The 17,712-nt window shown below is 57.5% G+C and carries 16 protein-coding genes; 4 read left to right on the forward strand and 12 right to left on the reverse strand.

All coding sequences use genetic code 11. The annotated features are described in order from the left end of the window. Positions 1-67: 67 nt before the first annotated feature. The 7 genes from K227x_RS22755 to K227x_RS22785 form a co-directional block, all read right to left on the reverse strand. Positions 68-1,498, reverse strand: coding sequence for a DUF1501 domain-containing protein (locus K227x_RS22755; protein WP_391540390.1), 1,431 nt, complete (start codon positions 1,496-1,498; stop codon positions 68-70). A 6-nt stretch (positions 1,499-1,504) separates the two neighbouring features. After that, complete coding sequence (locus K227x_RS22760; RefSeq protein ID WP_145173252.1) at positions 1,505-4,123, reverse strand: PSD1 and planctomycete cytochrome C domain-containing protein; 2,619 nt, start codon at positions 4,121-4,123, stop codon at positions 1,505-1,507. A gap of 426 nt (positions 4,124-4,549) precedes the next feature. Continuing rightward, positions 4,550-5,689 (reverse strand): TlpA disulfide reductase family protein, encoded by a 1,140-nt coding sequence (locus K227x_RS22765; protein WP_145173255.1) that lies wholly within the window; start codon positions 5,687-5,689, stop codon positions 4,550-4,552. Positions 5,690-6,010: 321 nt separating this feature from the next. After that, complete coding sequence (locus K227x_RS22770; RefSeq protein WP_145173258.1) at positions 6,011-6,793, reverse strand: hypothetical protein; 783 nt, start codon at positions 6,791-6,793, stop codon at positions 6,011-6,013. Next, complete coding sequence (gene fhcD, locus K227x_RS22775) at positions 6,790-7,734, reverse strand: formylmethanofuran--tetrahydromethanopterin N-formyltransferase (protein WP_145173261.1); 945 nt, start codon at positions 7,732-7,734, stop codon at positions 6,790-6,792. The genes K227x_RS22770 and fhcD overlap by 4 nt, the downstream gene beginning before the upstream one ends. Before the next feature lie 11 nt (positions 7,735-7,745). After that, entirely contained in the window at positions 7,746-9,464 is a 1,719-nt protein-coding gene (locus K227x_RS22780) for a formylmethanofuran dehydrogenase subunit A (RefSeq protein ID WP_145173264.1), read from the reverse strand. 11 nt (positions 9,465-9,475) lie between these two features. Further along, positions 9,476-10,309 (reverse strand): hypothetical protein, encoded by an 834-nt coding sequence (locus K227x_RS22785; RefSeq protein WP_145173266.1) that lies wholly within the window; start codon positions 10,307-10,309, stop codon positions 9,476-9,478. A gap of 432 nt (positions 10,310-10,741) precedes the next feature. On the opposite strand from K227x_RS22785, the gene panB reads away from it, so the two are divergent. From panB to K227x_RS22805, 4 genes are all read left to right on the forward strand, one after another. Next, a complete protein-coding gene (panB, locus tag K227x_RS22790; protein WP_145173269.1) occupies positions 10,742-11,560 on the forward strand; it encodes a 3-methyl-2-oxobutanoate hydroxymethyltransferase in 819 nt (272 codons plus the stop codon). 96 nt (positions 11,561-11,656) lie between these two features. Beyond that, complete coding sequence (pgl, locus tag K227x_RS22795; RefSeq protein WP_246146084.1) at positions 11,657-12,370, forward strand: 6-phosphogluconolactonase; 714 nt, start codon at positions 11,657-11,659, stop codon at positions 12,368-12,370. Positions 12,371-12,418: 48 nt separating this feature from the next. Then, on the forward strand, positions 12,419-12,874 hold the full coding sequence (locus K227x_RS22800; RefSeq protein WP_145173272.1) for a hypothetical protein: 456 nt from the start codon (positions 12,419-12,421) through the stop codon (positions 12,872-12,874). A 209-nt stretch (positions 12,875-13,083) separates the two neighbouring features. Beyond that, the gene (locus K227x_RS22805; protein ID WP_145173275.1) at positions 13,084-14,343 is read left to right on the forward strand and encodes an IS110 family RNA-guided transposase; all 1,260 of its coding nucleotides are present in this window, start codon (positions 13,084-13,086) and stop codon (positions 14,341-14,343) included. A gap of 127 nt (positions 14,344-14,470) precedes the next feature. Here K227x_RS22805 and K227x_RS22810 read toward each other — a convergent pair whose 3' ends face one another. From K227x_RS22810 to K227x_RS30790, 5 genes are all read right to left on the reverse strand, one after another. Beyond that, complete coding sequence (locus tag K227x_RS22810) at positions 14,471-15,358, reverse strand: hypothetical protein (RefSeq protein ID WP_145173278.1); 888 nt, start codon at positions 15,356-15,358, stop codon at positions 14,471-14,473. A 157-nt stretch (positions 15,359-15,515) separates the two neighbouring features. Continuing rightward, the gene (locus K227x_RS22815) at positions 15,516-15,905 is read right to left on the reverse strand and encodes a hypothetical protein (RefSeq protein ID WP_145173281.1); all 390 of its coding nucleotides are present in this window, start codon (positions 15,903-15,905) and stop codon (positions 15,516-15,518) included. A 106-nt stretch (positions 15,906-16,011) separates the two neighbouring features. Then, positions 16,012-16,428: a hypothetical protein gene (locus K227x_RS30785; protein WP_218933464.1), complete on the reverse strand. Its 417-nt coding sequence runs from the start codon at positions 16,426-16,428 to the stop codon at positions 16,012-16,014. Between the two features lie 112 nt (positions 16,429-16,540). Next, complete coding sequence (locus K227x_RS22820) at positions 16,541-17,104, reverse strand: hypothetical protein (protein ID WP_145173284.1); 564 nt, start codon at positions 17,102-17,104, stop codon at positions 16,541-16,543. 126 nt (positions 17,105-17,230) lie between these two features. Further along, positions 17,231-17,626 carry a cyclic-phosphate processing receiver domain-containing protein gene (locus K227x_RS30790; protein ID WP_218933465.1) on the reverse strand — a complete coding sequence of 132 codons (396 nt, stop codon included), beginning with the start codon at positions 17,624-17,626 and terminating at the stop codon, positions 17,231-17,233. Positions 17,627-17,712: the final 86 nt, after the last annotated feature.

Raw genomic sequence — 17,712 nt, forward strand, 5'->3', positions numbered from 1 at the left:
CCCCCGCAAACCGCTGCGTGGCGGGGGCGAGATGACTTGAATCGCGACACTGATTGATCGCTCGTTGCTATGCCAGGATTTCGTCGACCACTCGCCCGGCGACGTCCGTCAAACGAAAATCGCGACCCGCGTAGCGATAGGTCAGCCGTTTGTGGTCATAGCCCATCAACCGCAGCACGGTGGCGTGCAGATCGTGCACATGGACTCGGTTTTCGACCGCTTTGAAACCCAGTTCGTCGGTGGCCCCGACCGCTTGCCCGCCTTGGACACCGCCGCCAGCCAACCAACAGGTGAATCCGTGATGGTTGTGATCGCGGCCATTCATCTTGCCTTGGTTGCTCCCTTCCTTGGGCATCTCGACGACAGGGGTGCGTCCGAATTCACCGCCCCACATCACCAGGGTTTCGTCCAAGATCCCGATCCGCTTCAGGTCGGTCAGCAATGCACCGATCGCTTGATCGACCTTCTTGGCGTTGTTGCGATGCCCCACGGCCAGGTCATCGTGATTGTCCCAGGGCTGCCCCGCGCCGGTATACAGTTGCACGAAACGAACGCCTCGTTCAACCAACCGCCGCGCGATCAACGTTTGTCGGGCGAACGCACCGTCGCCATACATTTGACGTGTCTGGGCCGTTTCGCGGGATACGTCGAATGCATCCGACGCTTCGCTTTGCATTCGGTACGCCAATTCGAATGATTCGATGCGAGATTCCAGCTTGGCATCGGTATCGCGATCAACCGCGTGCTTCCGATTTAGCTGTGCCAATAAATCCAACTGTTGGCGTTGGTCTTGGGAAGCAACTCCGCGGCTTTGGATATGGTCGATCAGTTGTTCAATCCGCTCGCCAGCCGAATCCACATAGGTCGCCTGATACTTTCCTGGCAGGAAACCATTTTGCCAATTCTGAGATTCTTTGATCGGATAACCGCCGGGGCACATCGCGACGAACGCGGGCAAGTTTTCGTTCTCGCTGCCCAACCCATAGGTCAACCATGAACCCAAACTGGGCCGCACCAACCGCGATTCGCCCGTGTTCATCAACATCAACGACGGTTCATGATTGGGCACGTTGGCATGCATACTGCGGATCACGCAGATGTCATCCATGTGCTTTGCGGTATTCGTGAACAGTTCACTGACGGGCAGCCCACACTCGCCGTAGTTGCGAAACTTGTAGGGCGACTGCATCACCGCGCCGGTGGGCCGTTCGGTTTTCAAGTTCTGTGTCGGCGCCGACTTCCCATCCAGTTTTGCCAACATCGGCTTCGGATCGAAGGTGTCGACGTGGCTGGGGCCACCATTCATGAACAGGTGGATGACATGCTTGACCCGCGATGGGTAATGCAGCGGCACCTCGCCGACGGCAAGCGTTTCGTTGCCGCGCGCGTCGCGGCCCATCAGATCCGACAAGGCCAACGCACCGAAACCTACTCCGCAGGTACGCAGCACCTCACGACGAGAAGGACGGTAGATCGGTGAAGGTTGTTCCTGATTCATGATCGCTTAGTCCACAAACGCAAATTCGTTACTCATCATCAACACCTGTGCCAACTGGGCCAATCGGTCCAGCGGATCCGTGCCTTCTTCGACCAACGGGCCGCTGAAATCACGGTCCGTTTGAGTTTCCAAATGTTGGCCGTCATCGCCATGCAGCTGTATCGTCATCTTCAACGTGAACGTGTCTGAATTATCGGATTCGCCCGGGCTGACGACGAAATCCACCGTCTGGCCCGCTTGGACACGCCGCACGATTGGTCCTACTTCGCGTTGGCCATCCTTCTGGTTGGCATAGAAGGCTCGGTCGTCGCCAATCCAGAGCCCCAAATAGACGCCATCCCCGGGATTCTTATGCCGAATCTGACCACGCACGGTCACTTCGGCATCAAACGGAACCGTCAATCGCCGCACGACGGCCATGTCGGTTTTGCGAGGCGTGTGTCCGGATTCGCGGCTGAAATACGCGTGCCCGTTCTCGTCCGTTGCAGGAAAGGCTTCCGATGATTGCCAACGGTTGTCTTTGAAGTACCCGAACGGCGTCAACGAGTTCACGCTTTGGCGGTCCCCCAATTTTGCCACTCCATAAGTCCACAGGGATCGCGGGTCGTATCGTGGCGGCAAATCGGCCACCGGCAACATCAGGAACGCGGCGGCGGCTTCGGATTCGTCCGCCGTGGGCGGCCGGCTCAGCACGCGTCGGAACATCGCCTCGGCCAACCGGGCTGTGTCGTCGGATCCCACCTCTATCCGGTCCAGATCACGTCGCACCGAATCGGCGGCTTCGTGCGCCAAGGCGAACATCTGCGGGCTATTCAACAAGAACAACGCTTGTTGTGGAACGGTCGTAAAGTAGCGGCCAGGCGAATGCGTGTCCGGGCTGGCGAAGTCGAATGTGCGGAAGATCGACGGCAGGTTCTGACGATCAATCATCGCGTACACCGTTCGACGCGGCGTCAGGGTGGGCAGGGTGATCTCGACCGGCGGACCACCGATCGTTCGATCCATCGCTCCGGCGACCGACAACAACGAATCTCGCAGTGATTCAAAATCTCGACGCTTTCGGTTCGCGCGAGCCAGGTAACGGTTGTCCGAGTCGGCGGCGATCGCACCCACATCCGCTTTGGTCGATTGACGATACACGCGGGTCAAAACGATCCGGCGGACCGCCTTCTTGATGCTCCAGTCATCTGCGAACTCAATCGCCATGTCATCCAAAATTTCGGGCACCGCCGGTGGATCGGTACGGAAACCAAAGTCGCTGGGCGAATCCACCAAGGACTTCCCAATCAAATGAGTCCACAAGCGATTGACCATCACGCGTGCGGTCAACGGGTTGTCGGTCGCCGTGATCCGCTGGGACAGTTCCCATCGCCCGCTACCGTCGCTGAACCGTGGTTCGTCCGCTTTCCGCAGGGCGGTCAGAAACTGCCGTGGCGCGTTCGGGCCTCGGTTGCCAGGTTGCCCACGCAACAGCACCGGTCGATCCCCCACCTTTTCACGATCGACCATCATCAACGGGCTGGCGCCATCTTCGGGCTGCTGGCTGCTTTCTAGGATTCCAAACAGCGAGTAATAATCGGTGGTCGGTATCGGGTCGAACTTGTGGTCATGACAGCGGGCACACGCAACGGTCAAACCCAACAACCCGCGGGTGATCGCATCGATGCGATCGTCGGTTGTATCCAACCCGCTTAAAAAACGTCGGCCAAGCGTTAGAAAGCCCATCGCATCCAGGTTGCCATCGATGTTCTTGGGGTCGGTGCGATCGCCCGCCAACTGATGTTCGATCATGCGGTTGTAGGGCATGTCATTGCTAAACGCACGGATCACCCAATCGCGATAACGTTCGCTTCCCTGGATTCGACGTTCCTTCCCGCCAAGCGCGTACCCGACCGTGTCGGCATACCGCGCCACGTCCAACCAGTGCCGACCAAAACGTTCGGCGAACATCGGATTGGCCAACAGGGAATCGACCAAACGTGCGTATCGGTCCGGCCGCTGCGAATCGACGTAAGCTTGGATTTGTGACGGTGTCGGTGGCAGACCGGTCAGGTCGAAATACAACCGCCGCAGCAACGCGGTGTCTTCGGCAACCGGATTGATCGGGATCGCTTGGGATACTGCAGCTCGTCGCGCCCAAACGTCGATCACATCGCGATCCGAATCGCTCCCTCGGTCCGCAGCAGACGGCTGGACGAGTGACTGGACGGATGGTTTGACAGGTGGCACAAAGGTCCAGTGCGACAGGGGGTCACGATCCATCGGCGATACGGACGCCGGCTTCGCTGGTCCGCTGCGAGGATCGGGGGCACCGATTTCGATCCAATGCTTCAGTAGGTCGATCGACTGCTGATCCAATTTGCCGGACGGCGGCATCTGCAAATCACCGTCGAACAGCACAGCTTGATAAATCAAACTCTTACCGGCGTCACCGGCGACCAAAGCTGTTCCGTGGCTGCCACCCGCGGCGATCCCGACCGCCGTATCGATCACAAAATCCCCTGCCGATTCGCCCGACTCGGCACTGTGGCATTCGTAGCAATGTTCGATCAGCAACGGCCGCACTTTGGCTTCGAAGAAATCCATCCCGTCATCGGCGGTCGCGACGGCAGACGAAAGCAACATACCGATAAGCGAAAACGCAACGACACACGCGAATCCGCCCATCGGCGGCACGCGAAGTTCGAAACGGTGGGACGCAGACCAAGCGATCGGAAAATTCAAAATGACCGAACGGGGGTAGCAAGGTGGGATGGGATCCAGGGCCAGGCAGGAAACGTCGAAACGTCAGGCGATGGACAGGGGGGGGGTAGGACCTCGGCAGCGGCGGGGCATACAGCCCGACTGTTGACCTGATGGCTGGGCCCGATCCGCGACGCATTCGATGCCAAAACGGGGGCCGGTCAGCCGAGAACCACTATAGCCTGAACCGGGGCGACCCACCAACCAGAAACCGCCCCGACAACACATTCCTGCGAAGGGAACGTGTCCGGGGCGGTTGCAAAGTCATGGTCAGCAGATGCAATCCCGAGCGATCACTCAGGTTCACACTTATTTAGCGTCGGCTTCCTTTTTGGGCTCGTCCGACTGGGCTGCTTTTTCTTTCAGCTGTTCCAACATTGGGGTCAGGCGACTCTTTTGTTGATCGTCAGCCGCTTCGATCGCAGCTTCTTGTGCCGCGATGGCCTTGGGCAGATTGCCGTCGGCGTCGTTCAACATGGCAAGCACATTGAAATACATTGGCTTGGCTTCGTCGGCAACCGATTCGGATTCCGCTTCCAACGCCTTGATCGATTCGCCAGCCAAAGGACCGATCTCGCCACCCTGTTGGGTAACGCCATAGATCGAATAGCCGAATCGGATCAGCGAATTGACGTCGCCCTTCATCATCACGATTTGCCCGCGATAGAAGTCAACCGTTTCGTCGTCGACTTTGCCGGACGACAACTTCAGGCTGTGCAGAACACTGCTCCAGTGATCTTTCAGCATTTCGTTCGGTGCGTTCTTGATTTGAACGTTGGTCATTTCGATGGCTTCATCAAACTTTCCTGCACCGGCTAGTTCTGCCATCGCCTGCATGTTCTCTTGCAGTTCTTCTTGGATCTTCAATTCCTTCTTGAAGGCTTCGCGATCCCAAGAATCATTGACGACTTTCTCCAGTGGTTCGTCCATGTTGCCTGGGTGTCCGATCCATTCGATCAATCCGTCTTTGCCGACGATGAACGCGGTCGGAATGCCCTGTTGCTCGGACGCTTCCATGTAATCGATGTAAACCGAACGATCGGGGTCGGTCGTCAAACAGTAGGCCGCAGTGATCTCGGCAAATGTCTTTCCGGCGTCCGGATGATCTTTGCCCATCAGGTCTTTGACTTCGTCGACGGTTTCGTCCGAAATGCTGATGATCTGGACCCCGTCACCACGATACTTTTCCTGCAGCGTGGCCAGATGCGGCATGCTGCCGATGCAAGGACCACACCACGTCGCCCAAAATTCGACAACGTAAACCTTGCCCTTTTTGAAATCGGTGACTGGCTTGAAAAAACCGTTGCCGTCTTGCAGCCACGATTCAACGTCCAGTGCAGGGGCTTTCGAGCCGATCCCCAAATCCGCTGCCGATGCGTCGCTGGATTGAAACGCCGAGCACAGCAATGCGGTCGCGACGACGGTGGGAAGGAACAATCGATTCTTCATGGTGGGACAAAAGCTCGTGTCAGCGGAAGGGTTGGCGAAGTTGCCGGAAGGGTCGGTCGCGTGGACATCTGGGATGTCACCAATCACAACCGTATCTTACGTGGTGCTGCGTAGTTTAGCCCAGACAGATTGCGATGCGACAGTCAGCGGCCTATCAAACTTGGCCGATCTTGCCCGGACCACATCGCCCCGGTTTGGGTGAACAGTCCCCCGTTTCAGTGAACAAGGGCTATCGATTGAATGACCAAATGCAGCGACAGACCGCCGAAGCGCCCGGGTTTCCGGCGAAAAAACGTCCACTCGCGATCGCCCCGATAAGACCTAGCGATCGATTCCCGAGACCACTTCGCCCTGACCGCCGACCGCCCGATCCCCTCGACGCGAAATCGCCCATTCCCCGCATAATCGATGGATCAGCCGATCGATCGACGCACAACCTTGCTGGAAAAAACTCATTTCCGGCACTGAAATCAGCGATCCAAACAGATACCGCGACCGAATCGGGGCCGTGAATCGCCCAGACGGCAGTTCAGGCATCTCGGACAACAGCACGGTTCCGCGGCGCATTCCGATCGCCAGGTCCGGCCCGGCCGATCCTGCCACGGCGATCGTCCCTGCGACCATGTGGGCGGCCAAAAAGTCGCCCGCGTCGCCGCCAATCCAGATTTCGCCCCGTCGCATCCGGTGCCCGACGTGGCTGCCCGCATTTCCAGACACGACGATCCGGCCACCCGACAAACCTGTCCGATTGCCGCCCACCGCGGATCCCAAGAAATCGCCAACATTCCCGTCGACCATGATCTGACCGGACGCCAGATTGCCACCGATATGGCTGAAACGTCCCACGTCCCCACGGATGACCACCGTGTCGAGCCCCGGTTCATCAGACGCAGCGGTTTGCAATTCGAACCAGTCACCCAAGCGGACCTCATCCAAGCGGGCCTCACCCGACCGGCCCGCCCCGATCGGCTGCGACAGGATCCAATCATCGCTTTGACCGGCGAAACGCGCTGGATCGATGCACGACGCGTCCATCATCGGACCATCGTCGCGGTCCAAGCCACCGCCGGATGTCACATGCCGTGTCAGTGTCCATCGGGTCATTGCATCACCTCGGCCAAGTGGAAGTGATGTTTGCCTAGTTTGCCACCATAGTTGCCCGCCGTGACACGAAGCAGCCCGTTGCCACCACCGACTTCACAAGCCGCCATGATGCCAACCTTCATCGACTCGGCGATCGCATCGAAGGACAATCCATCGATCACAATTTCCATCGCCACCGTTTCGTCGTCACGCAGCAAAGTCTCGGTAGCGTTTTTCAAAGTGGGACAGAACGCATGGTTGGTCGATGCGAACAGCGCGGGATACTTTGATCCCACCTTGGAACCGCTGCGAGCCACGCCGCCGGGGAACGGGGTGATGATCCCCGGCAATTTCCCCATCGCATCGATCGCCGCGCGGCAAGCCGTCGAAACAGCGTCGACCGAATCGCCCAACAACAAAAAATTTCCGCCGCCGATCCCGTCGACACGCCCCACATCGTGTTCGCAAATGAATTCACCATCCATCACCGGAACTCGCCAAAAACGCTGGCCGCGGGGATAGGCGTCGTCGTAGGTAACTTTGCTGATCTGATGACCGTCGCCGAAATAGCGGATGGTCTTTCCCATCGGAATCCGCTTGGGATGTACCGACTTGTCTCCTTGGATCCCCGCGTACATGGCGGATGTGGGACAGGTCAAAACACACTGACCGATCCGCCGCGGAATCTGCTTTTCCAGTTCTTTGCCGGATACCGTGAACGCCAAAATAGCGAAACCGGGTCGGCCGTCCGGAGTCTCGGCAGGCGAAAGTTCACGTTCAATCGCCATCTCGATTCCACAGGCAATCACGCTGGTAGCGAACCCCGTCATCGCCCGAGCGCCGTCGAGCGCCCACTGTCGATCATGACCGGTGATGATCACGCGAGTCGCCTTCATGTCAAAGGCTTCCGCAAATTCCGATTCGATTGCGACACCGTTGACCGGCGCGATTGATACTTCCATGTCGGATCCATTCATCGCACACGCGCTCCCGCCGATGCCGGCTGTGGCACCGAACCGATGACGTCCGACATCTCGTCATCACTGATCCAGATGCGTTTCAGATCCATCGTCGCCGATTCTTGATAGCGATCGGTGAACTGCTGGACCGCTTTTGGATCGCAGTCCAGTTTTGCCGTCAACGTTGTCTGTGATTCAGCCGCCACTGCGGAAGACGAATTCGTCGAATCCACGACGACCGCACCATCGTGACGAACCATTCGCCCGCGGCGGAACACATACTTGGGTCGGGCAAACATCCGTTCTAGGTTCGAATCATTTTGATAGATCACGATGTCCGCCAGCGACCCGGCGTTTAGGTTGCCACGATCGGTCAATCCTAAAATCGATGCCGGCGCGTTGCGAGTCATCGTTGCGATTTCATCGATACGATATTGGCGATCCAGTCCGCCCAAACTGCTGCTGGCCGCAGCGTCGGCATGAATTTCGGCCAGAGCGGTTTCTCGTAAACTGCGATCGCCTAGCAGTGCCAACAGATGCGGGTAGGTGGTCAGCGGCGCGCCGTTGGGATGGTCCGTTGTCAGGAAGACTCGCGATGGGTCGTCGATCAACAAAAACAATTCCAACCCGATCGCCCACTGCAAACTGTGAACGAACTGCCGCCGCCTGTATTTGAACGGCACCACGCCGCAACCGGCTTCGCATTCGACATCGACCAGAGCCGACTTGCGGGGGGATGCATGCCGAAAATTTTCGAACTGGTGCATCGCATCCGCACTGATCGTGACCGTCTGGCCGAACATGACTTGCCCGACGTCGATCGTGACATTGGGATGCTGGCGCATCGCCTCGACCAACCGGACCGCAGCCGACGACATCCCGTAGGTACCGTCCTTGCCATAGCAGTGGAATTGGGCATGCGTCAGGTGAATCGGCAGACCGTCCGCAGCACGAATCGTCGCCAGAGTGGATTCGATGTTGCCCGGCACACCAAGATTGCTGCAGTGGACATGCAGCGGATGGACCAAGCCGATCTCATGGACCGCACGGCATAGCGTACGAATGACGTCGCCCGGCGTGATGTCGTACTTGGGATGCCGCGAATCCACATCCAAGGTCCGCACGTTGAACTTGAACGCGTTGATCCCGCCTGGGTTGACGACCTTGACCGCAATGCACTGGGTTGCCGTCACCATCCATGCGACATAGTCATTGATCATTGCCTGCGGCACACCATCGGCGATCATCGACAACAACACGTCGTCGTTTCCCAGCAAACAATATCCGCCGGTATCGATTCCCTGGACGTCCGCCATTTCGGCATGTGCCGATCGCGCATTGCAGGGGATGACGGCCGGTTCAAAACAGGTCGTGTATCCCATGTCCAAATACCGCCGTGCGGTGACCGACGCGGCAGGCAGGTATTCGCATTCGGCGGACAACTCATTGGCGGCTTGCGCATGCGAATGGATTTCGTCGGCCAACAACATCCGAGCGATCGAAACCTTTCCGCCGCCAATGTGGGTGTGCAAATCGATCCCCCCCGCCATCACGACACAATCGGTGGCATCGATCGTGCGGATGTTTGCATCGCCATCGGGCAGGGCCCTCTGGTCGATCACCGCGCGGTCCGCCGCCGCGATGATACGGTCTCCGTCGAAGTACAGATCAGCCACCCGGTCCAATCCGGATTGCGGATCAACCAAACGGCCTGCTTGAATTTTAGTGATCATCGAACCAGACATCATTCGGCGGGAACCGAACTGGATGCGTCGCTGGATCCAACACCGCCCAAAGCTGCGTCGCCACCATCGGCATCCGGCTTGGCATCTTTCGTACGCCGGGATCGACGCGTCGCACGCACCGGTTTGGTATCGACCTGTTCGCCATAGATTCGGTCCGTTGTGACGGTCACTCGTTCAGCCTTGACCTTGGTGTCGTCCGGCGGTTGATAGAACCCCGACACCGACACCGGATCGTTTTCCTGCGCCAGCGACAGATGATTGAACCGGATTTCGATTTTGGCGTCAGGCGACATCGGTGCTCGCACAGGGATATTGCCCGCTTGCACCGCGATGCCGGTATTGTCCAACCCTAGCAATCCACCGACAACGGTGACCTGGGCAGTTGCGGGCACCGGTTCGTTGCGACCGCGGCGTTCACCGTGCACGCCCGGGGTGTACATTTCGCGAGCACGTCCGGTCAAACGCCCGGTCGGTGGCTGAATGACGGTAACAGTTTCGATCGGAGCGGTTGCCTGGCCCGCGGCGGTGAACGTCCCGCTGAAACGAACCAGCATCCCTTGACGCAAAAATGGCGGCTTCGCTTCGGCGACAAACGTGAACGCGGACGGATCATCCGGCAGTTGCACCATGACTTCCGTGCCGTCTTCGCGGACGACGATCAGCATTCCACGTTCGAACGATTTCAAGGCTCCCTTGAACTCGGTCACCATATTGGCGCCGGCACCCTGCGAAGCATCCTGGGCTGTCGCCGGCAGGACAATGGAATACGAAATCAGCCCAATCGCGGAAATCGCCGCAGCAATGATCGGCTTAGGAATGCATCGCAACATCATGGCCTCGTCAAAGAAGGATTCAGGGAAGAAACGAACGATTCAGGGACAGATCGCAGCAGCGGCACTTTGGCGGCCCAGAACCTGCGCCGCAGCATGCCGCGAACTCTGCAGGCCAATTCCATGATGCCAGAAAACACGGGGCGAGCACTTCGCGTCCGAGCAACGCGACTTTTCTTGCTCTCTGGTAAAATTCGACCGAGAGACATTGTACGTCGACGCTAGCCCGCTGTCGCCGGTGTGGCTGCGCTGGTCGCCGGTGTAGCTTCGCTGGTCGCCCGTGTTGCTTCGCTGGTCCCCCGCTAGGCTGCGCCAGCGATGGGCACCGGTACCGCCCCGTTGGAACGGGGCCCACCTTGGCTAAGATGGGCACCGTCCTAAGATGGAACGTGCTGCTAGGGCAACCGCACGATCATTCCCCACTGAAAGTCATTGATGTCAGGTTCGAATTCTTCGCATGCTTCTTCGCCGCCGCGTGTGACCACCCGCACGCTCAGCAAGATGCGCCGTGACGGAAAACGGATTTCGATGCTGACGGCCTACGATTTCCCCACCGCCGAAGTGCTGGACGACGCAGGCATCGACATCCTGCTGGTGGGGGATTCCTTGGCGATGGTCGTGCAAGGACATTCCACCACTCTGCCGGTCACGATGGACCAGATCATCTATCACGCCGAAATGGTCGGCCGTGCTGCCAAGCGGGCGATGGTGGTGGTCGATCTCCCGTTCCCCGAAGGCCAGCTGGACATCAATCGCAGCATCGCGTCGAGCGCTCGCGTCCTGAAAGAAACGGCCTGTCACGCCGTCAAACTCGAAGGCGGCGCCAACCAGGCCGGACGGATCGAAGCCATCGTGACCGCTGGTATCCCGGTGATGGCTCACGTCGGTCTGCGCCCACAGAATGTGCACGTCGAAGGCGGCTACCGCGTCCAACGCGATCAGGAACAATTGGTGGCCGACGCCCGCGCTGCCGAATCGGCTGGCGCCTTTGCTGTCTTGATCGAATGCGTGCCTAGCGAGATCGGTCAAGCGATCACCGATGCCGTTTCAGTCCCCACCATCGGAATCGGCGCCGGGCCAGGCACCAATGGGCAAGTCTTAGTGACTCACGATTTGATCGGATTCCAAACCGGATATTTGCCCAAGTTTGTTCGCCAAGTCGCGGACGTCCGCGGATCCATCAGCGACGCGGCTACCGAGTACATCCGATCGATTCGTGACGGTGAATTTCCCGGCGACGCCGAATCCTTCTAGCGGACCTGAACACTCACCAGCGTGCGTCCCCCCCCAAACGACATCTCTCTGCCATCGCTTCCTTTCACTTCCTCGCTTAACCAATCCGAGATCCACATGATGGTCAACCCATTGCAGCCCTACGCCGATCTCGACTCGCTCCACAACGCTGCCGCAGACGCGTTCTGCGAACTGGTTGCCGAAACGCTGACGACCAGCGACACGTTTCGCGTGTCACTCTCCGGCGGATCCACCCCCAAACGGCTTTACGAGATATTGGCCACACGCGACCTGCCTTGGGACCGCATCCATTGGTTTTGGGGCGATGAACGCAATGTGCCTCGTGACCACGACGACAGCAACCAACGCATGGTGCGCGAAGCCATCCTTGGCCCCGCCGGCGTCGACGAAAACTACATCCATCCGGTACCGGTTGTCGTCGAGGCGCCGGCCGACACCGCGGACCAATACGAACAGACGCTTCGCCAGCATTTTCCCGGCGACGAATTCCCTGCGTTTGATCTGGTGCTGTTGGGAATGGGCGACGACGCACATACCGCATCGCTGTTCCCGGAAACAGACGCCATCGACGAATCCGATCGCTGGTTCGTTCAGAACTGGGTGCCGAAGTTTTCAAGTTACCGTTACACCTTGACCGCCCCCGCCATCAATGCGGGACAGGCGATCTGGTTCTTGATCGCCGGTTCGAACAAACAGACGGCAATGGGCCAAGTGCTCGGCAACGAACAGAACACTCGACTGTACCCGTCACAACTGATCACTCCGACGCGTTGGTTCGTAACGGCTGATGCACTTCCGCAAACGGCCTAACTGCCCCTCTCACGCCTCTACACCTCCTCTGCCACAACTGCAATTTCGATGACCGACGATCCCAAGATTGCCCCCTCGCTAAAACTAACTCGCACCGGTTTGGTGGTTAGCCTTTCGGCGATGGCCCTCGTCGGTCTGATTGTCTACTCGATCTTTCCGTCGCAAGTTGGCGGGCCACCGCTACCGGTCGAAGTCACGCTGGATCACCAGCCCGTGGCCACGACCAGCGGCGGCGGAGCGATGGTGACCGAAGTGGTGGTCATCCGAAACTTATCGGATCACGAAATTCCTCGCCTGACCATCGACATCAATGGCCAGTACCTCTTGCTGCAGAATTCGCCACTGAAGGTCGGTGAAACGCTGACCCTGCCGCAGCGAGTCTTCACCGACAAACGCAGCAGTCAACGTTTCGATCCCTCGAAATATGATGTCGAGGGCGTCGTCGTCACCGGGCAGCTGCCCAGCGGAGCCCGAGGGGTCAGCGAGTTCCTTTTTACGCACTAAAGCCACCAAAAGAGGTCAGGCCTCCGCTTGTTCGTAGTACCGGCTTCAGCCGAAATCGGACCGCCGCGTCGAACGAACACATCCGAACAAAGCCGGCCGAAGCCGTACGACGAACGGAACATCGCATCGCCATCCACGGCCGAACGTGAAAAGCCGCCGAAAAAGAGTCCTGGCACCTTTTCCGTCTCCACGGCAGACAACTCTCACTCATGAATGACAATCCCTCCGTCCTGATCGGTATCGATTGGGCTGATAAAAAACATGACTACCATCTGATCGGCCCAGACGGAAAAAGCCATACCGGAATCTTTCTGCAATCGCCCGAAGCGATTGAGGAAATGGTCCAGAAGTGGCGTAAGGTTGCCGGCGGTGCCCCGCTCGCGATTGCCATCGAAGCGACCAAAGGTCCGCTGATCAACGCGCTGATGCAGTTCGGGAACATCGAGATCTATCCGATCAACCCGGCCGCCATGGCAAGTTATCGCAAAGCGTTTTCGCATGGTGGCAGCAAGAATGATCCCGTCGATTGCCAACTGCTCGTTCAGTACCTGAGCAACTACATCGATCAGCTTGAGCCACTGCGGCAAGACCAACCGCTGACCCGTCAGATCGCTTCACTAGTCGAGGAACGAAGGCACTTGGTCGACCGACGTGCGGATCTTGGCAACGAATTGGTTTCCGTACTAAAAATGTATTTCCCTGCGATTTTGGCACTCAAAGCTGCCAAGTCCTACGCCGGGTTCCTGCTCGCATTGGTCGCCAAATACCCGACCTTGGAAGCAACCAAGAAGGCGGGGGCCAACAAGCTGCGTAGGTTCTTTAACGCTCGTGGACTTCGAAAGCATGCGGAATCTCGTATCGAAACCTTGCTAACTTCGCGGGCTCTCTCTGACGATGAAACGCTGCTGCAAACATGTTCCCGGCGAGCGGTGAATCTGTGCGAGCAACTTCAGCTGCTCAACAAGTTGATCAAGCGCGCCGAAGACGAATTGAAGTGCCTGATTCCCCGTCATCCCGACCACGCAATCGCTGAGTCATTTCCCGAAGCGGCTGTGGTGACTCAGGCCAGGATGATAATGGCGATGGGAGATGACCGGTCACGATTCCCCACCGCAGAGTCACTAAGCGCCTGCTCGGGGATCGCGCCGGTAACGATTCAAAGTGGAAGGATGAAGATTGTTCGCCGTCGCTGGGCGTGTCCGAAATTCATGAAGCAAACGTTTCATGAATACGCCGCTCAATCGGTCAAAGGCGGTGGATGGGCCAAGGCGTATTACGACCTCCAAATCAGTCGTGGCAAGCCGGCCCAAGTGGCGTTTCGAGCACTGGCATTCAAATGGCAGCGTGTGATCCATCGCTGTTGGTTGTCCGGCCAACCGTACTGCGAATCCACCTACGTCGAGCGGCTTCGCGCCACCGGATCTCCTGTCGTTGCCCTGCTCGATCAAAGCATCCCAAAAGCGGCCTGAAGCCAGTGCAAAACCTGTCTGCAAATCAAGAAAACATCGTTGAAAACTTGTCTACAAAAATGAAGCAAAAACTCCACCCAGACTAGACACGATGCCTCAGATGTCTCCGTTGCATCGCATGGTTCCGCTATTGTACTGTTTGCCACGGAAGCGGATTTAGTTCGACAATCGAGTCGATCAGCCAAGGGGGTACGCCAGGGAAGTGCTTCCGGGATACTATTTGTCGCCCCGTCGAAATGCGGTGCAGTTGTTCGTCCCATGGGAGTGATGGTGACGCGGAAACCTCGAGTGCCAATTCAGGCGCCGTTCGTTCGCAGAGGCGCAGTAACCCGTGAGCACAAAACGCGATTGCCTTCTCCATCAAGTTTATCTGCGGGGTTCTGCGATATCCTGAGAGAACTGATGCAAGGGCAGCCTGAGCCTGCTCCTGGCTTCGTTGTGCAACGGCGGCGATAAATTCGAGACAAGCACGAAGCCAACTGGCACAACTCTTCGTTGTACGCAAATCGAGGTCTTTGAGTTGTGTAGAGGGTTCGCGAAGCAATTGATGGACCGCATTGAAAAGTCTTGCGGCCTCCCCACCCTGTGAGTTGGTCAGTGGAAACGTGGCAAATTCCAAGTGGCGGTTGATCGTTACGCAGTCGTCAATCGCAAGTGCATCCAAGAGGGACCAGACCTCGATGTATTCATCGTGATTCTTGTAGTACCAATGAAACCGCGAGCGAACGTGCATTTCTAGAAATAGCTGCAATTCATCCACGTCGCTTGCAAGAATACGTCGCGCTACCCCGCGAATCAACCAACGATTCCCGTCGGAAATTCGCCTGAGACGAGCGTAACCCTCGAGCCACTCGTGAGGCCACTCTGGGTGCTTTCGTCGGCAATTCTCGATCGCCTTGGAAACATCGCGATTCATGCAAGCGGCGACAAACTCCTCGAAAGTCAACGAGTAGTCGAGGTCAGGGTTCGCAACCGCCTCGGAAGCGTGTTCGATGTAGTTCTTCGGGAAACGCATAGTAATTAGCGGAACGGTACGGGTAACCGGGGACGAGCGAAACGGCAACCATTGCCCAAGAGCCACACGAGTCCTCCGGTTCACCCGATGGTTCCGCTTCTTCGCGTCGGAAAACGGCATCACAGCAGTATAGCGTGATCTGAGTGCTAGCGAGTCCTTACGATCCAGCCCCATGGGAAGTCGGCGCGGTCAAGGCACCGGTTTCGGCGTGAACAGCGACGGCGTATGAAATATAAAAGTCGACGTTGATTGCAGCATAGTTGTCGCGTGCAACGAAATATGTGTCGCCCCGTAGAGTCACCCAGTCCGTTGGCGATTTGTCGCTATTGCGACGTTCGGGAAGCAGATTGCGTGAGCGCAGATTAAACGATGTTTCGAGATATGGTTCTGCTATTGCAACTGCTTGTTGTGGGGTAATCGCGCAGCCGTCCACAGGCTCGAGGCCGGATGCGGTGTTGCCGAGCGAACGCGTTGCCGGTGATCGAACATACATTGCAACGACGGCAATCAGCACGATGGTTGAAGCGACTAAGAAGGCTCGTCTCAAGATAGATCGTTAGATAGCGGAACGTCAGACGTCAGCGGGGACGGCGATTAGATTTTCCATTTGTAAACGCCCAATGCCGTCCTCCGTTGCACGTCATTGTTATCCGTCAGTAGCCGTATACAGAGGCGGAAACTAGCTGATTGTTTTCGTCAAGGTTTACGAACAGGAATGCGTCATCGTATCCAATCCATGAGCACGGTCCAACCCAGTAAGCAATTGTACGTACTCCGGGCATTTGGCCGCCGTCTTGGAAATGAGATCGGTCGCGATCTGTGAAGGAGTCACCAAGTAAGTCCGAGATTTGATCTAGCGTCATGTTTGGTTGCAGGTGTCTATCGATAATGTCTGTGCACATCGCCGCACGTTCGTATCCACCAGGGTCTGCTTCCCAAACAAGGCGATCGAAATCGCGTCCATCGTGCGGGTCAATCCATCGCTTCGCCTCAATCCCGATGTAGGCAAGACCAGTGACCATGATTGTGATCGTCACGATCTTAAAAACATTGCGGTTACGGTTCGACATTGGTGCGGAAACAGGTTTTGCTCTGAATCAGTCGGATAACGGCGGACATCACGGGGCACGGAGAGTTGGGCATCCATTGCAAGAAAAGCCGCAAGCCGTGCTCCCGTGCATGTCATTGTTCCCCGTCCGCTCCTGTTCGAAGCGAGTGAACGGCAACAATTCGCATCGGGCCGGGTTCGGCGTTGTCGAAGATGCCAGTTTCGAGACATTGGACAGCGTAGTCGAGTGAATCAATCAGACAGTGCGAATTTACTTGAACGTCAGTCGCAACGTGGTTGCAGGACAACGGCGAGCATTCGGGCGAGTTTTGCATTGAGTAGCAGACGATGTCGTATCCGAGCAGAGTAGATGCGGTTGATGCAAAAACATCGGTCTTGATATCCGGGTCAGGCCCGAAGTCCCTCCACGTGTGATCGTCGTTGTCGAACTGCTGCGGATGGGCTTCGTAGTAGACGAATGTAAGGCCATCCAGTGAGATGCCGTGCTGGGTACAAAGCCGGACAATGTAGGAAGGCCTGTCGAAGAACCAGAAGCCGTTGTGCGTCCAAAAAGTGATGTAGTTCGCGAAGTCCGGCGAAATACAGTCGGACACGGCGTAGACGTCGCGGACCGATGGCACGTCCAGCCAACCGGGACGCTCGACGATTCGTTTCGCCATGTAGCCGAGTGCGATCATTGGTATTCAGCCGGCGAACGGTAGCGATGTGCGGGCGGCGAGAGCGAGCTTGCAAGCAGACGGTCAAGCGTGCCGCCGCTCCGTCACCATCGCCTGGTTACCAGTCGTCTTCAGTCTTTTGGGCGATCATTTCGCCAGCATTAGGATACCAGTATGATTCGATCCAGTCATCACCGATCGGAGCAATTCGATCGCCCAACCAGCCCGCATCGAGAGAATCATGCTGTCGGCAGCGGGGGCATTCGTTGAGTGAATCAACACGGGACAAATCGCGTCTTGGGCCGCGAGAAATGTCGACACGTCACGCCCGTCACCGGGATCAGGATCATCTGGCGAGTCGACGAACAAATCGTGGTCAAGACAGATCAAACACGGAGTCGAAGTAAGTGTCGAATATGCCGCGATGAAAGCCGGTGCAGGACGGCAGACGTCAATTCGGACGCCGGGATGGTGAGTCGCAACGATGGCATTGAATCGCCGGATACGGTCTAGATCGTCTTCGAGCATCACGAGGTAATGCATCAGCGTTTCACACTGCGTGACTCAGTCGGGTAACGGCAGCGGTAACGGGGCCACCGCCAAAAAACTATGATTGCAAATTCCGCGTC

The sequence above is a fragment of the Rubripirellula lacrimiformis genome (genome assembly GCF_007741535.1).
In the GTDB taxonomy this organism is placed as follows: Bacteria; Planctomycetota; Planctomycetia; order Pirellulales; family Pirellulaceae; genus Rubripirellula; species Rubripirellula lacrimiformis.

Coding starts and splice junctions, on each gene's coding strand:
- K227x_RS22755 (WP_391540390.1), bottom strand. CDS start 1,498: ATGAATCAGGAACAACCTTCACCGATCTACCGTCCTTCTCGTCGTGAG.
- K227x_RS22760 (WP_145173252.1), bottom strand. CDS start 4,123: ATGTTGCTTTCGTCTGCCGTCGCGACCGCCGATGACGGGATGGATTTC.
- K227x_RS22765 (WP_145173255.1), bottom strand. CDS start 5,689: ATGAAGAATCGATTGTTCCTTCCCACCGTCGTCGCGACCGCATTGCTG.
- K227x_RS22770 (WP_145173258.1), bottom strand. CDS start 6,793: ATGACCCGATGGACACTGACACGGCATGTGACATCCGGCGGTGGCTTG.
- fhcD (WP_145173261.1), bottom strand. CDS start 7,734: ATGGAAGTATCAATCGCGCCGGTCAACGGTGTCGCAATCGAATCGGAA.
- K227x_RS22780 (WP_145173264.1), bottom strand. CDS start 9,464: ATGATCACTAAAATTCAAGCAGGCCGTTTGGTTGATCCGCAATCCGGA.
- K227x_RS22785 (WP_145173266.1), bottom strand. CDS start 10,309: ATGATGTTGCGATGCATTCCTAAGCCGATCATTGCTGCGGCGATTTCC.
- panB (WP_145173269.1), top strand. CDS start 10,742: ATGTCAGGTTCGAATTCTTCGCATGCTTCTTCGCCGCCGCGTGTGACC.
- pgl (WP_246146084.1), top strand. CDS start 11,657: ATGATGGTCAACCCATTGCAGCCCTACGCCGATCTCGACTCGCTCCAC.
- K227x_RS22800 (WP_145173272.1), top strand. CDS start 12,419: ATGACCGACGATCCCAAGATTGCCCCCTCGCTAAAACTAACTCGCACC.
- K227x_RS22805 (WP_145173275.1), top strand. CDS start 13,084: ATGAATGACAATCCCTCCGTCCTGATCGGTATCGATTGGGCTGATAAA.
- K227x_RS22810 (WP_145173278.1), bottom strand. CDS start 15,358: ATGCGTTTCCCGAAGAACTACATCGAACACGCTTCCGAGGCGGTTGCG.
- K227x_RS30785 (WP_218933464.1), bottom strand. CDS start 16,428: ATGTCGAACCGTAACCGCAATGTTTTTAAGATCGTGACGATCACAATC.
- K227x_RS22820 (WP_145173284.1), bottom strand. CDS start 17,104: ATGATCGCACTCGGCTACATGGCGAAACGAATCGTCGAGCGTCCCGGT.
- K227x_RS30790 (WP_218933465.1), bottom strand. CDS start 17,626: ATGCATTACCTCGTGATGCTCGAAGACGATCTAGACCGTATCCGGCGA.